The sequence below is a fragment of the Capnocytophaga endodontalis genome (assembly GCF_002209445.1).
Lineage (GTDB): Bacteria > Bacteroidota > Bacteroidia > Flavobacteriales > Flavobacteriaceae > Capnocytophaga > Capnocytophaga periodontitidis.
This window is the reverse complement of sequence record NZ_CP022022.1, coordinates 1798000-1813167: the sequence shown is the minus strand read 5'-3', so window position 1 is coordinate 1813167 and position 15168 is coordinate 1798000. Positions and strand designations below refer to the sequence as shown.

Annotated in this window: 14 protein-coding genes; 10 read left to right on the top strand and 4 right to left on the bottom strand. The window is 37.3% G+C overall.

Features of this window, described 5'->3' with window-relative positions:
- The first annotated feature begins 156 nt into the window (after window positions 1–156).
- The gene (secDF, locus tag CBG49_RS08085) at window positions 157–3147 is read left to right on the top strand and encodes a protein translocase subunit SecDF (RefSeq protein WP_088594097.1); all 2991 of its coding nucleotides are present in this window, start codon (window positions 157–159) and stop codon (window positions 3145–3147) included.
- A gap of 59 nt (window positions 3148–3206) precedes the next feature.
- Here the strand turns inward: secDF and CBG49_RS08080 are convergent, their stop codons facing one another.
- Genes CBG49_RS08080 through CBG49_RS08070 form a run of 3 tightly spaced genes read right to left on the bottom strand, consistent with a single transcriptional unit; the run spans window position 3207 to window position 6010 of the window.
- Entirely contained in the window at window positions 3207–4616 is a 1410-nt protein-coding gene (locus CBG49_RS08080) for a CCA tRNA nucleotidyltransferase (protein WP_088594096.1), read from the bottom strand.
- Window positions 4616–5407, bottom strand: a complete 792-nt coding sequence (kdsA, locus tag CBG49_RS08075; protein ID WP_009412267.1) for a 3-deoxy-8-phosphooctulonate synthase — start codon at window positions 5405–5407, stop codon at window positions 4616–4618. Before kdsA ends, CBG49_RS08080 begins: the two co-directional genes overlap by 1 nt.
- A gap of 21 nt (window positions 5408–5428) precedes the next feature.
- On the bottom strand, window positions 5429–6010 hold the full coding sequence (locus CBG49_RS08070; RefSeq protein ID WP_009412266.1) for a MarC family protein: 582 nt from the start codon (window positions 6008–6010) through the stop codon (window positions 5429–5431).
- A 102-nt stretch (window positions 6011–6112) separates the two neighbouring features.
- Here CBG49_RS08070 and CBG49_RS08065 point away from each other — a divergent pair, with 102 nt between their 5' ends.
- Both CBG49_RS08065 and CBG49_RS08060 read left to right on the top strand, forming a co-directional pair.
- The gene (locus CBG49_RS08065; protein ID WP_088594095.1) at window positions 6113–6622 is read left to right on the top strand and encodes a hypothetical protein; all 510 of its coding nucleotides are present in this window, start codon (window positions 6113–6115) and stop codon (window positions 6620–6622) included.
- Window positions 6619–8481 carry an ABC-F family ATP-binding cassette domain-containing protein gene (locus CBG49_RS08060; protein WP_088594094.1) on the top strand — a complete coding sequence of 621 codons (1863 nt, stop codon included), beginning with the start codon at window positions 6619–6621 and terminating at the stop codon, window positions 8479–8481. The genes CBG49_RS08065 and CBG49_RS08060 overlap by 4 nt, the downstream gene beginning before the upstream one ends.
- Here the strand turns inward: CBG49_RS08060 and CBG49_RS08055 are convergent, their stop codons facing one another.
- Window positions 8482–9600, bottom strand: a complete 1119-nt coding sequence (locus tag CBG49_RS08055; protein ID WP_009412263.1) for a formimidoylglutamase — start codon at window positions 9598–9600, stop codon at window positions 8482–8484. It lies immediately after the preceding gene.
- Between the two features lie 176 nt (window positions 9601–9776).
- Between CBG49_RS08055 and CBG49_RS08050 the strand changes: the two genes are divergently transcribed.
- From CBG49_RS08050 to CBG49_RS08020, 7 genes are all read left to right on the top strand, one after another.
- The gene (locus tag CBG49_RS08050; protein WP_088595294.1) at window positions 9777–10718 is read left to right on the top strand and encodes a 2-hydroxyacid dehydrogenase; all 942 of its coding nucleotides are present in this window, start codon (window positions 9777–9779) and stop codon (window positions 10716–10718) included.
- Between the two features lie 22 nt (window positions 10719–10740).
- On the top strand, window positions 10741–11556 hold the full coding sequence (locus tag CBG49_RS08045; RefSeq protein ID WP_088594093.1) for a 5'-nucleotidase, lipoprotein e(P4) family: 816 nt from the start codon (window positions 10741–10743) through the stop codon (window positions 11554–11556).
- A gap of 23 nt (window positions 11557–11579) precedes the next feature.
- Entirely contained in the window at window positions 11580–11963 is a 384-nt protein-coding gene (locus CBG49_RS08040; protein ID WP_088594092.1) for a hypothetical protein, read from the top strand.
- 61 nt (window positions 11964–12024) lie between these two features.
- A complete protein-coding gene (gene ubiE, locus CBG49_RS08035) occupies window positions 12025–12759 on the top strand; it encodes a bifunctional demethylmenaquinone methyltransferase/2-methoxy-6-polyprenyl-1,4-benzoquinol methylase UbiE (protein WP_009412259.1) in 735 nt (244 codons plus the stop codon).
- A 16-nt stretch (window positions 12760–12775) separates the two neighbouring features.
- A complete protein-coding gene (gene porT, locus CBG49_RS08030; protein ID WP_088594091.1) occupies window positions 12776–13498 on the top strand; it encodes a type IX secretion/gliding motility protein PorT/SprT in 723 nt (240 codons plus the stop codon).
- Between the two features lie 2 nt (window positions 13499–13500).
- Window positions 13501–14109: a DUF2911 domain-containing protein gene (locus CBG49_RS08025; protein ID WP_009412256.1), complete on the top strand. Its 609-nt coding sequence runs from the start codon at window positions 13501–13503 to the stop codon at window positions 14107–14109.
- On the top strand, window positions 14109–15161 hold the full coding sequence (locus CBG49_RS08020; protein WP_088594090.1) for a DUF3810 domain-containing protein: 1053 nt from the start codon (window positions 14109–14111) through the stop codon (window positions 15159–15161). Before CBG49_RS08025 ends, CBG49_RS08020 begins: the two co-directional genes overlap by 1 nt.
- The last annotated feature ends 7 nt before the right edge of the window (window positions 15162–15168 follow it).

Here is a 15168-nt window from a genome sequence, read left to right as displayed (position 1 = left end):
ATACTTTAAAAGGTTGATTTTTAACAATTAAAACTCTCCTCATTTTTTATACTAACAAAAAATATTATCTTTTTTTTAAGAATATTTTTGTAATCCCCACAAAATATGTATTTTTGCCGTTTGAAGAAGTAAAACAAGTAAATTATCAATTAAAAAATGCAAAACAAAGGACTTGTAAAACTATTTGCCATATTGTTTGGACTGATATGTATTTATCAACTCTCATTCACCTATGTGGCAGGTAGAGTAGAAGATGAAGCCAAAGCTTTTGCCGAGGCTAAAGTGCCTAATACTCAAGCTGACTATATCGCTAAACGCGAGGCTATAGAAGCTAAGTATTTGGACGATAAAATGGGGCAAGAGGTCTACAACCTCGGAATTGCAAAATTCACTCTCTCTGAAGTGAAAGAAAAAGAATTAAACCGCGGTCTCGACCTTAAAGGCGGTATCAACGTAATTCTGCAAATCTCCGTAAAAGACATCTTAAAAGGTCTTGCTGACAACTCCAAAGACCCTATCTTTAACAAATCATTAGCCGAAGCCGATGAACAGCTCCGCAAAACCGACAAAACCTACTTAGATTTGTTCTTCGAGGCTTACGCTAAGAACGGAGGTAAATTAGCCTCCCCCGATGTGTTCGCTAATAAAACCCTCAGCGACCAAATCAACTTCCAAATGAGTGATAGTGAGGTGCGCCCTATCATCAGAAAGCGCGTAGACGAGTCTATCGTATCTGCTTTCGAGGTATTGCGCAAGCGTATCGATAAATTTGGCGTTTCTCAACCTAATATTCAGCGCCTTGGTAACTCAGGTCGTATCCTTGTAGAACTTCCAGGTGCTAAAGATATCACTCGTGTGCAATCTCTCTTGCAAAGTACCGCTCAGCTTGAGTTCTGGGAAACTTATAAGAATACTGATGTTTTCCCTTATTTACAAGCCCTCAACGAGCAACTTAAATCTACAGCTAAAACTACAGATAAAGTAAAAGATACGCTCACAGCCGCTACTCAATCAGGTAGCAGTGCTATCGACTCTCTACTTACTGATGTAAAGAAGGATTCTGTTCCTACTCAACAAGGAAAAGGCAATCCTTTGTTTGACCTTATCAAAGCTAATTCTTATGAAGGTTCTCCTGTACTTTTTACAGTAAGTTTAAAAGATACTGCTCAAGTAAATAGCTATATCAATTCTCCTGAAGCAAAACATTTGATTCCTGCTTCATTGCAGTATGTAAAATTCGCTTGGGGTAAACCTGATAAAAAGACCTCCCTTATCGAACTTTATGCCCTAAAAGGTAACCGTGATAACACCCCTCCTCTTACAGGTAACGTAGTAACCCAAGCCGAACAAACCTACGACGTTCGCAACCAGCCCGCCGTATCTATGCAAATGGACGGCAAAGGAGCGCGCATTTGGGAAGCGCTTACAGGTAAAGCATTTACTCAAAACACCAATATTGCTATCGTACTCGATAACATCGTATATTCAGCACCAGGAGTAACTACAGGCGCTATTTCAGGAGGTCGCTCTGAAATTACAGGGCATTTTACTTTAAATGAAGCTGTCGACCTTGCTAACGTACTCCGTGCTGGTAAATTACCTGCAAGTGCTGATATCGTACAATCTGAAATCGTAGGGCCTTCTTTAGGACAAGAAGCTATCGATAGCGGTATGAACTCTTTCCTTATCGCTACTATCTTCATCTTTGCGTGGATGATATTCTACTACGGTCGTGCCGGTATTTATGCCGACCTCGCTTTGGTATTCAATATACTCCTCATATTTGGAGTGTTAGCAAGTATAGAAGCTGTACTTACGCTCCCTGGTATTGCGGGTATCGTGCTTACCATTGGTATGGCAGTCGACTCGAACGTGCTGATATTCGAGCGGTCGAAAGAAGAACTGCGCAAAGGTAAAAACATCAATCAAGCAGTGATTGATGGTTTCAAACACGCCCTATCATCTATCTTAGACTCTAACATTACTACAGCGCTTACTGCTCTTATCTTGTTGTTCTTTGGTAGTGGTCCTATCCAAGGTTTTGCAACTACCTTGCTCATTGGTATTGCAACTACTTTGTTCACCGCTATCTTTATTACTCGCTTGTTTATCGACTATAGCGTTGAGAAAAAACACAGGCTTACTTTCACCACTCCTATTACTAAGAACTGGTTCAAAAATGTAGATCTCAACTTCATCGGCAAGCGCAAAATAGGATATGCTTTTTCTATTATCCTATCAATAATAGGTATCATTTCTCTCTCTACTCGTGGTCTCGACCAAGGTATCGATTTCGTAGGTGGTAGAACTTACCAAATTCGTTTTGAAAAAGAAGTTAATCCTACCCAAGTAGCCGATGCCCTCAAAACTACTTTAGGAAATGTGGAAGTGAAGACTTTTGGTGCTCCTAACCAAGTGAAAATCGCTACTAAGTACAAAGTACAAGAAGAAAGTACTGAGGTAGATAATGAAATACAAGAACTCTTGTACAAAGGATTACAGAAATTCTTACCCGAAGGAACTTCATTCGATAGTTTTGCTAAAGCTAGTTCTACTGATAAGATTGGTATTATGCAATCTATGAAAGTAGGACCTACTATTGCCGAGGACATTAAGAGCAGTGCGTTCTGGTCAGTTATCGGTTCGCTTATTGTAATCGGTCTATATATCTTATTCCGTTTCCGAAGATGGCAGTTCTCTATGGGTGCGATTGTATCTTCAGCGCACGACGTGCTAATGGTACTCGGTATCTACTCGCTCACTTATAGCATTATGCCTTTCAATATGGAAATCGACCAAGCTTTTATCGCAGCTATCCTTACAGTAGTAGGTTACTCACTAAACGACACGGTGATTATCTACGACCGTATCAGGGAAGTAATGCGTGAGCCTCATTGGTCAAGAGAGAAAATCAATCACGCACTCAACACTACCCTTAGCCGTACCTTGAACACCTCATTTACCACTATGGCAGTACTCGTTACTATCTTTATCTTTGGTGGTGAAACCTTGCGTGGCTTTATGTTCGCAATGATTATCGGGGTACTCATCGGCACTTACTCTTCTATCTTCGTGGCAGCTCCTCTCATTTACGATACTGTAAAGGACGAAGCTGACCATACTAAAGAAGAAGAACATAGAAAATAATATTCAATTACTAAATATAAAAAAGGCTGTCCGGAATAATCTGGACAGCCTTTTTAATTTTATATCAATTTCATTTTCTTTGCTTTCTCCATCATAAAGGCTTTAGCTGCCTCGTACTCATTGGGGATTTTACCTTCTAAAATTGCTTCTTTTATCGCTTCTTTTAGTACCCCTACAGGTCGCGAAGGAAGTAAATTGAAGGTTTGCATTATTTCTTCACCACTCACCGGAGGTTGAAAATTTCGAATGTGATCTTTTTCCTCTACCTCCACTACTTTCTGACGTACTATTTGAAAATTGTCGTGATATTTCTTAAACTTTTTAGGGTTTTTAGTAGTGATATCCGCTTCACAAAGAGTCATCAAATCTTCAAATTCTTCTCCTGAGTCAAATACCAAACGTCGTACTGCCGAATCGGTTACAATATCTTCCGCAATGATAATAGGTCGCGAACTCATTTTTACGATTTTCTGCACGTATTTCATCTTATCGTTCAGTGGCATTCGCAAGCGTTTGAAAAGGTGATATACCATTTTGCTCCCTACAAACTCGTGTCCGTGAAACGTCCAGCCAATCTTCTTATCAAAACGTTTAGTAGGGGCTTTACCAATATCGTGTAACAATGCCGCCCAACGCAACCATAAGTTATCAGTATGTTCTGAGATATTATCTACTACTTCCAAAGTATGCCAAAAGTTATCTTTGTGGCGTTGTCCATCCTGCTCTTCTACACCTTGTAAGGCAATAAGTTCTGGGAGAATATAGTGCAACAAGCCTGTTTCGTATAGCAATTTCAGTCCTACAGAAGGTTTAGGTGATGCTAATATTTTATTCAGTTCTTCTACAATGCGCTCATTAGAAATAATTTTCAAGCGTTCTTTATTATCAGTAATAGCTTTCAGCGATAGCTCTTCTATCTCAAAATTCAGCTGAGTAGCAAACCTAATTGCACGCATCATACGTAATGGATCATCTGAATAAGTAATATCAGGGTCTAAGGGTGTACGAATGAGTTTCCGTTCTAAGTCTCCTAAGCCGTCAAAAGGGTCAATAAGGTCACCAAAAGTATCTTTATTTAGTGAAAAAGCCATTGCATTGATAGTAAAATCACGGCGATTTTGGTCATCTTGTAGTGTGCCACTCTCTACATAAGGTTTGCGAGAGTTTGATTCATAACTCTCACGGCGTGCTCCTACAAATTCTATATCTAATCCATCGGCTTTAATCATCGCTGTACCAAAGTTTTTGAATATAGATACCTTAGGATTATTAGGCAATTGTTCAGCCACTTTTTCTGCTAATGAAATACCACTACCAATAGACACTATATCAATGTCTTTAGGAAGTTTTTTCTTTAGTAAATAATCGCGTACAAACCCTCCAATCACGTAACTTTCAAGCGGTATTTCAGCTGAAATATTACTGATAAGTTCAAATATAGGATTAGAGAGTGCTTCAGTATAGTTCATTAAAATTCGTTAATTGTTTTGCGAATGGCAACCAAACGCGTTAAAAGTCCTTCGAGGAGGTCGAGATGTAGCATATTAGCCCCATCGCTTTTGGCATTGGCAGGATCAAAATGAGTTTCTATAAATAGTCCATCGGCATTGTTTACTATGGCTGCACGAGCAATAGTTTCAATCATATCGGGGCGACCTCCTGTTACCCCAGTAGTTTGATTAGGCTGCTGTAATGAGTGGGTAACGTCCATCACAACAGGAGCAAATTGGCGCATTGTAGGAATTCCTCTAAAATCTACTATCAAATCCTGATAGCCAAACATCGTTCCGCGATCGGTAATCAAAGCCTTTTTATTACCACTATCAAATACCTTTTGGACAGCAAACTGCATACTTTCAGGACTCATAAACTGACCTTTTTTGAGGTTTACTACCTTACCCGTTTCAGCTGCTGCCACAACCAAATCTGTTTGACGTACCAAAAAAGCTGGTATTTGCAATACATCTACATACTCAGCGGCCATCGTGGCATCACTCACCTGATGAATATCAGTAACGGTAGGTACCCCAAAAGTTTGACCTACTTTTCGGAGTATTTTCAGCGCTTTTTCATCGCCTATACCCGTAAACGAATCTACACGGCTACGATTGGCTTTCTTAAAACTCCCTTTAAAAGTGTATGGAATATTCAGTTTTTGAGTGATATTCACTATACGTTCTGCAATTTTCATCGCCATATTTTCTCCTTCTATAGCACAAGGTCCTGCTAAGAGAAAAAAATTATCTGCTTTATTTAACATTTTATTTAATTTATTAGAGTATTAGTGAACAAAAAGCATTGCCCTAATATTAGTGGTAAACAAATTTACAGCAATAGCTAAAAGAATGACCCCAAAAAGGTTGTGAAGTACAGTAATACCTTGTTTGCCTAAGAATTTTTCTATACGTTCCGACGATTTTAGTACTATATAAACAATAACCATATTGATAATTATCGCTACAATAATATTCTCTACATAGAATTTTGCTCTGAGCGAGAGTACTGTTGTAAGCGCACCCGCTCCTGCCACCATAGGGAACGCTAATGGCACAATAGAAGCACTTTCAGGAGTTGTTCCTTTGTAGAGGGTAATTCCTAAAATCATCTCTAAGGCGAGAAAAAATAAGATAAACGCTCCTGCTACAGCAAAAGCTTCAACGGTTACCCCAAATAAATTCAGCAATTGCTTACCAAGAAATAAAAACACCACTAATAAACTTCCTGCTACAATAGCTGTTTTCTCTGATTGTATACGTCCCGCTTTTTTACGTAGGTTGATAATAATTGGCACACTCCCAATGATATCTACCACTGCAAAGAGTACCATAGTAGCGGAGATAATCTCCTTTACATCAAAATTCATAACTTAAAAAATTTGCGCAAAAGTACAAATTAATTAACAAATTTACAAATTGACAAATTTGGTAATTGATAAATTATTGTTACCTTTGCCTCTCATAAGACTATGCTAAACGAAGATTTTATCATAAAAGGTAGAAAACTTACCGCTGAAGAGTGGGGAAGTAGACTTCTATTGGTAGCTATCAACCTACCAATAGCCATTATTACCCTTTATACTCTTAACTTCAATTCTTCTACTTTCTTTTTCCAATTTATTTTCGGAATAGTCACTGCCTTTTTAGCATTTTTTGCTATTATTATGACCTTTAAAGAATACAAATATTCACTACTTACACTTCATTTTTACAATAATCAATTAAAAATACTATACAAAAATAAAATTCTGAAAGATGTAACTCTAAAAGATATTAAATTATTACATTTTTTTAATTTATCTGAAAAGAAAGATAAAATGTGTAGGCCTTTTTTGGATATTTATGACCATAATAACATTATTATTATACATATACAACTGAATTTTAGAGACTACAATCAGCTAAAAACATATCTTACCCCCTACCCTATTAATATAAACGACGAAGTTATACACAATTATTCTGACATAAAAAAATGAACTTACTATCTGTAGAAAACATATCTAAAGCCTTTGGCGAACGTATAATTCTTGAAAACATTTCTTTTGGCATCAATAAAGACCAAAAAATAGCCTTTATAGCCAAAAATGGTACTGGAAAAACTACTCTTCTCAACATTATCGCTGGGAAAGATCTCCCTGATAGTGGTCAAGTGGTATTCCGCAAAGGGATACACATTGGTTTTCTCTCTCAAAATCCTTATTTTAATGAAGATTTAACGATAGAAGAAACTATTTTTGCTACAGATAACCCCATTTTGCGCCTTATCCGAGAATATGAACACGCCTTGCAGCACCCCGAAAATGAAGATGCCTATCAAAAAGCTTTTGAACAAATGGAACGCCATAACGCGTGGGATTTCGAAACACAATACAAACAAATCCTCTCCCGACTTAAATTGGATAACCTCCATTTGAAAGTAAAAAACCTTTCTGGCGGACAAAAAAAGCGCCTAGCCTTAGCCAATGTACTCATCAGTAAACCTGATTTATTGATATTAGATGAACCTACTAACCACCTCGATTTAGAGATGATAGAATGGCTCGAACAATATTTCGCTAAAGAGAACCTTACCCTATTTATCGTTACTCACGACCGATATTTCTTAGAACGCGTTTGCAACGAAATATTAGAGTTAGACAACGGTGAACTCTTCAGTTATAAAGGAAACTATTCTTATTTTTTAGAGAAGAAAGAGCAACGACTCGCACAAGAACAGGCTTCTGTAGAGAAAGCTAAAAACCTATATGTAAAAGAACTCGAATGGATGCGCCGCCAACCAAAAGCGCGTACCACCAAATCTAAATCGCGTATCGACGACTTCTATAAAATTAAAGAAGTAGCTCACAAAAGACGCAAAGAGCATTCCGTGCAATTAGAAATCAATATGGAACGCTTAGGTAGCAAAACTGTAGAGTTTCACAACGTATGCAAGGCTTTTGATGAGCTCTGCATACTCAATAAGTTTAGCTACAATTTCCTACGAGGAGAACGAGTGGGGATTATAGGCAAAAACGGCACAGGGAAGTCTACATTCTTAAACCTCCTCACAGGAACGCTCACTCCCGATAGTGGTAAAATAATAGTAGGCGATACTATCAAATTTGGCTACTATACCCAAGAGGGCATAGAGGTATTACAAGGGCAAAAAGTGATAGAAGTAATACAAAAATACGGCGATTATATCCCCTTACTCAAAGGTCGTACCCTCTCAGCTGGGCAATTATTAGAACGTTTTCTCTTCGACCGTAAAAAGCAATACGACTATGTAGAAAAACTCAGTGGAGGTGAGCTCAAACGCTTATATCTCTGCACTGTACTTATACAAAACCCTAATTTCCTAATCCTTGACGAGCCTACAAACGACCTCGACATCGTTACTCTAAACGTCTTGGAAGACTTTTTGTTAGACTATCCCGGTTGCTTAGTTGTTGTCTCTCACGACCGCTATTTTATGGATAAAATCGTAGACCACCTTTTTGTATTCAAAGGCAAGGGTGAAGTAGAAGATTTCCCTGGCAACTATACCGACTATCGCGTATATGAAGAAAGTATCCCACCGGTAGACGAATCTCTTAAAAAAGAAACCACCAAAAACACTTGGCGCAAAGACGGAATGAAAGGTCTATCGTTCAATGAACAGAAAGAATATAACCGTTTAGAAAAAGAAATCGCCCAATTAGAAGAGCAAAAAGCGAGTATTGAAGCAGCTTTTGCCGAAGGAACACTTAGCAATGATGAAATACAAACCCAATCAATTGCCTTACAGCAAACGCTCACTGCCATAGAGGAAAAAACAGAACGCTGGTTTGAGTTAACTGAAAAATTAGAACAATAATTAAACCGATTTGCGATAAGTACGCCACCAACGATCGGGAACGATACCGCGAATAGCTTCTTCATAATCTTGTGGTAAACAAGGCACAAGTCCTGAAGGCACGTGATTTTGAGGAGAAGAATATTTGTCACCTCCTGGTTTCATCCACCAACGTTCAGTTTGGGTACTCTTGAAAAACTCTATTTGTATATCGTCTATAGGCACAATATATTTAGTGTAATTCTCATCGTTGATTACAGGCAATTCCTTAATGCGGAAGGTAAAACCTTCATAAAAATACCAAACCATTTCTGCGAGTAATTGGGCAGCTAAATCTGTATTAGGAATATCAAAAATACCCGCTACTTGTACATTACTACTAATACCTGCATAACGCGCTATAGCACATATTTCTCTGCTATTAAATCCATTTACGTTACCCATAGCCATCATATCCTTTGCTTGTACTGAAGTCATATCCACACTCACTATATCAGCATCGCGCATAGCAGGCTCTATAATCTTCAAATCATTCACTATATTACCTAAACGATGCACCTCAAAACACATTTTCTCAAGCAAATCCAATTCTTCTTGGGCTACATAATACGATTGATAACCTAAATTTGTAAAATCTAATAGATTTACAGGTGGTTCTGATATGAGTTTACTCATATACGAACTTTCTACAAATAACTCTTCTGTATTGCCAAAATCAAATTTAGAATCCACACATACAAGGTTTACCATCTGTTCAAGGCTATCAAAAGCACGATAAAGTGAATAGGTAAAATCTTGCGATCCTCCTAACACTACAGGAATTACCCCCTCCTTAATCAATTCAGCTACAATCTCTTTAATAGCAAAATGCGTATCTTCTTCAGTAGCTCCTAAAGGCAAGTTTCCTAAATCTGCAATACCGAAATTCCAATTACCCATAAAAAGTGAGTACAAATGTTGGCGAAAACGATAAAACGACTGCCCCATCGTTTCTATACAGAAGAAAGCTATTTTTACATCTGTAAGATCTGGCAATCCTAAGGAAGGAAGGTGTTTATGAAGTTGAAAACCTACTTGTTGTGGCTTGTAATCATCTAAGGTAAAAGACTCATCTATAGGTTGTAAATAGGATAATGACATAATTTTTTTATTAATAGACGGCAAAGGTAGGAGATAATTAGCAAATTAGCAAATTTGTGATTTAGTAAATTATTTATCTTTCCTCTCTTGTAGTTTGTAATTATTTATTAATTTTGCCCCAAAATAGTACCTTTATCAAGTTCCTTATACTTGAAATAAAATACTTTTATCTCAAAATGAAGATATTACATATAGACAAAAATCACCCCTTGATGCTTTCTCAACTCTCTGCACAAGGTTTTGAAAATGAAGAAGATTACACTAATACTAAAGAAGCTATAGAATCTAAAATTGCTGATTACGATGGCATTATCATCCGCAGTCGTTTTCCTATAGATAAAACTTTTTTAGACAAGGCTACTCGATTGAAATTCATAGGCAGAGTAGGTGCTGGTCTCGAAAATATAGATTGTAATTATGCTGAAAGCAAAGGAATTACTCTCATTGCTGCTCCTGAAGGCAACCGCAATGCTGTAGGAGAACACACTCTTGGTATGCTTTTAGCTCTTTTGAACAAGTTAAAAAAAGCTAACAACGAAATTAAAAATGGCAAATGGTTGCGTGAGGAAAACCGCGGTTGGGAGCTTGATGGCAAGACCATAGGCATCATAGGCTATGGCAATATGGGTAAGAGTTTTGCTAAAAAATTACGAGGTTTCGACTGCAATGTAATTTGCTACGACATTCTTCCTGACAAAGGCGATGAGAATGCTAAACAAGTAACTTTGGTAGATTTTTTCCGTCAAGCCGATATAGTGAGTTTGCATACCCCTCAAACTCCTCAAACTGAGAAAATGATTAATACAGCGTTTATCAATAGTTTTGCCAAAAGTTTTTGGTTCCTAAATACCGCTCGCGGCAAGAGTGTTGTTACCGATGATTTAGTGAACGCTCTAAAAAATGGCAAAGTGTTGGGAGCTGGTTTAGATGTATTAGAATACGAAAAAGCTTCTTTTGAAGATTTCTTTAGCGACGGCCAGATGCCTGAATCTTTTAAATACTTATTAGATGCTGATAACGTAATTCTCACCCCTCATATCGCTGGCTGGACACTTGAAAGCAAAGAAAAACTCGCACAAATAATAGTAGACAAAATAATTAGCCAATTTAGAAATTGATAAATCAACAAATTAAATAGAAATGAAAAAAAATTATTTACTCATTGGGGTAGCCGCTTTATTACTCAGTTGCAACGCTACCAAAAACACTACTACAACACAAACTACTTCTGGCGAAAGTGCCCTAATTGCTAATGGCAAATTGTGGTCGTCTTATTTTCAACAAAATGCCGCTGAATACGAAGCCTTATGCTTGCAAGCTTTCAATGTTGCTAAACTGCGATTAGATGAAGCTATTGCTAAAAAAGGAGATAAACCTTTGGCTATTGTTACCGATATAGACGAAACCTTTTTAGACAACTCTCCTTTTGAAGCCTATTGTGCCAAGCAAGGGATTAGCTATTCACAAAAAGCATGGGAAGAATGGACTGTTTTAGGCGAAGCTAAACCTCTAACAGGTGCCTTAGAATTTTTTAAATACGCCGATAGCAAAGGGGTCGCTATTTTTTATGTAACCAATCGTCTTGAGAAAGAACGCGAGGGTACTGCTAAAAACCTAAAAAAATACAACTTCCCTTTACCTTCTGATAGCCACCTCTTCTTGCGTTCTGCCGAAAAAAGTAAAGAAAATCGCCGATTGCAAATCGCCAAAGATTACGATATCGTACTCTTGATGGGCGATAATCTTTCCGACTTTTCTAAAGATTTTGATGGGGGTACTCCTCAACAACGCTCCGAGGCAGTTCATAAAAACAAAACAGAGTTTGGCAAGCGTTTTATTGTGCTACCTAACTACTCCTATGGTGATTGGGAAGGTGCTGCGTATGGTCATAAATACAACATTCCTGCCGCTGAAAAAGAAGCGATTATCAAGAGTAATACAAAGACTTTTAAATAAGTAACTCCCAACAAATAACTGAAATGGAAAAAGAGTTTGTCATTCCTAAAAGAGAAGTAACTTCTATTGATATAGATGAAGTGAATAAATTGTTGGAAGAACGCTTGTATTTTGAGCTTTTAACAGAAGCTCCTACGACCACCTACCAAGCTCAGCTTTTTGACTCCGAAGGTATGGGTACATCACTGATGTTCAGGATAGTACTAAGAGAAGATTTTACTTCTTATATCGGTATTCAGATGTTGGGTGCAGGTGAACAACCTAAAGATGATGAGTGGAGGGCAAAATTTTTCGGACTTTTGCCTAACAAAGATACAATCGAAAAAGAAATAACCAACGAGATACTTGATCTTCTACGTAAGATTTACAAGTTAGGAGCTGAGAAGAAAATAGAAAAATCAGTTTAATTGTTCATTGTTACTTGCTAATTGATAATTAATTACTATTTTTGCCAAAAATTAAGCATATATGTCTGAAAACACCGTTACACCCTACCAAGGATCAACAGATGGAAAAAAACAACAAGTAACCAAAATGTTCAACACTATTTCGGAAACTTACGACGGTTTGAATCGTGTAATTTCGTGGGGTTCAGACGTAAAATGGCGTAAATTCGTCGTCCAAAAAGTAGCCGAAATCAATCCTTCTACAGTATTAGATGTCGCTACAGGAACAGGCGATTTAGCCATTGCGCTTACCGCTATACCTGAGGCTAAAATTACGGGATTAGACATCTCTGAAGGAATGCTTGCTGTAGGGCGTGATAAAATTGCAAAAAAACAACTCTCAAACCGCATTGATTTGGTGCAAGGCGACAGCGAACAATTACCTTTTGCCAATGCTACTTTTGATGCTGTAACTGTTGGCTTTGGAGTACGCAATTTCGAGGATTTAGAAAAAGGGCTTTCCGAAATACGAAGAGTACTAAAACCTAACGGACGATTAGTGGTTTTAGAAACTTCTGTACCCGAAAAATTTCCTTTCAAACAAGGGTATTATTGCTATACTAATTACGTGATGCCACTCATTGGCAAACTCTTTTCTAAAGACCGATCAGCCTATCGATACTTGTCTAACTCGGCAATTCATTTCCCTTACGGAAAAAAATTCCAACAGATATTAGATAAAGTAGGCTATCAACGAACACAGTATTACCCTAAAACCTTAGGAGGGGTTGCTACCATCTATATTGCTAATAAATAGAATTTTTTAATAAATAATGAATAAAGTAAACTTTAAAAAAATCCTTTTATTTTTGTTCCTTTGTATAGGTTTTGCTAATTTGTACGCCCAATTTAAACAACCTATGATGAACTTGGAACACTTCGACGAAAAGCGCTACCAATGGGGGTATTACTTTGGGGCTAATACTTTCGATTTCAAAATCGATTACAAAGATCTCAATTATAGAAACGCAAGTTTACGCGAAATCCAAACTGACCGCAAAGTGGGGTTCAATGTGGGGCTTACGGGTTCTGCTCGCTTGGTGAACTTCCTCGATTTGCGCATAGAACCAGGATTGGTATACAACAAGCGCGTACTTATCTTCCCTGGTTTTTCCGATAGTAAAGATGCACTACGTGATGCTCAATCTACCTACATCTATATTCCTTTATTATTAAAATTCAGCGCAAAACGTTGGTATAACTTCAAACCTTATGTAACCGCGGGAGCTTCTGTGGTTTTCAACCTCAGTAGTAACGACAAACTTACTATTGATAACTCCGAGAAAACTTTCCGTGCTACTAAAAACGTGTTTTTCTACGAAATGGGTATAGGTTTAGATATCTATACTCATTACTTTAGGGTATCTCCTTCTCTTAGAGCCTTGTTCTCTGTAAACAACGAATTAGTCCCCGATAAAGATGCTAATAGTAGATGGACAGGTAATATCAACGGACTCAAAACACGTGGTTTCTTGTTGAATCTCAATTTTGAATAAGTATGAAAAAAATAGTATTTTTTATAGGTATTCTAATGGGTTGTACCTCTTATGCTCAAAACTTTAGCTACCCAATGGCAAGCCCGCGACAAGTGATTACTCAACAGTTCTCTGTAAGCCAAATAACAGTTGATTATGGTCGCCCTAGTGTGAGAGGTAGAAAGATTTTTGGCGAATTGGTTCCTTATGGAAAAGTATGGCGCGCAGGAGCTAATCAAGCTACAAGTATAAGCTTCTTACAACCTGTAAAAGTAGGTGGAAAATCCGTAAAAAAAGGAGATTATGCCATTTTTATCACTCCCGAACAACACCAATGGAAAATAGTACTAAACTACGATGCCGATGCTTGGGGTGCTTATAGTTATGACCCTAATGAAAACGCTATAGAGTTTACAGTACCTGTAATACAAACTAAAGATTTACAAGAATCCTTAGAATTTTCTTTCGAGAGTCTTTCTAATGAAAAATTGAATCTCATTATCCGTTGGGAATACACCAAAGTAGAAATTCCTATAGAAATTGACAAGAAAGAAATTATTGATAAAATTATTGAACAACTCAAAGAAGTAAAACAATTTGAGAGAGATTTAGAAGGTAAAGAACAAAAATAATGGAAAGAAAACAAGTGCGAAAATATAGTATATTAGCTATTTATATAGTAATTTGGCTCGTTTTTCGTTGCTTTCCCTCTGTTACTGAACATATCTACAGTAAAGGTATCTACCCGTATATAGCCAAAGTATTACACTTTCTATTGGGGTGGATACCTTTTTCTGTGGGCGATATTTTGTACACTTTGCTCATTATAGGTATAGTAGTAACTGTGATAAAACACTACAAAAAACTATGGACAGAACCTCTCAAAACCTTAGATAAAATATTTTCTAAAACTGTACGTCTAATCTTTGTTTTTTTCTTTCTGTGGGGCTTTAACTATTTTAGAGTACCTTTGAAAAACTCATTAAGCACTTCCCAACAATATACTGAGACTCAACTGCTCAAAGCTACCCAAGTGTGTATTGATAGAGCCAATGCTCTCCATACTCGATTAGCTCCTAACGATAGTACCAAAGTAGATTTTTGGCTTTCTCAAAAAGAAATATACCGAATCGCTACTAAAGGCTACCCCCTAACAGTGGAAGGTATTAGTGATTTTAAAGCTATAAAAAGTGTGAAACCCTCTATTTATAGTACTGTACTCACCTATATGGGATATAGTGGATATTTAAATCCGTTTACTAATGAAGCTCAAGTGAACGGAAAAATGATAGGTTATAGTACCCCTATCACCGCTTGCCACGAAATAGCTCACCAAATGGGATATGCCGCAGAAGAAGAGGCTAATTATTTAGGTTATTTAGCAGCTAAAAAAACAAAAAATCCTTACTTTGATTATAGCGCTGAACTCTTTGCTCTCCGTTATTTCTTAAACGAAGTAGCTGTAGTAGCCCCCATTGAGTACCAAACGCTTCACTCTCAAGTACACAAAGGAATTTTTGAAAATTATAAAGAAGTACATTTATTTTGGAAACAATACGAGAACAAAGCTGAACCCGTATTCAAAGCCAGTTACGATGCATTCCTGAAAGCTAACAAACAAAAAGAAGGCATCAATAGCTACGACTTAGTAGTAGGTCTATTGATACCTCATTATAGAAGTTGAGAGAGTT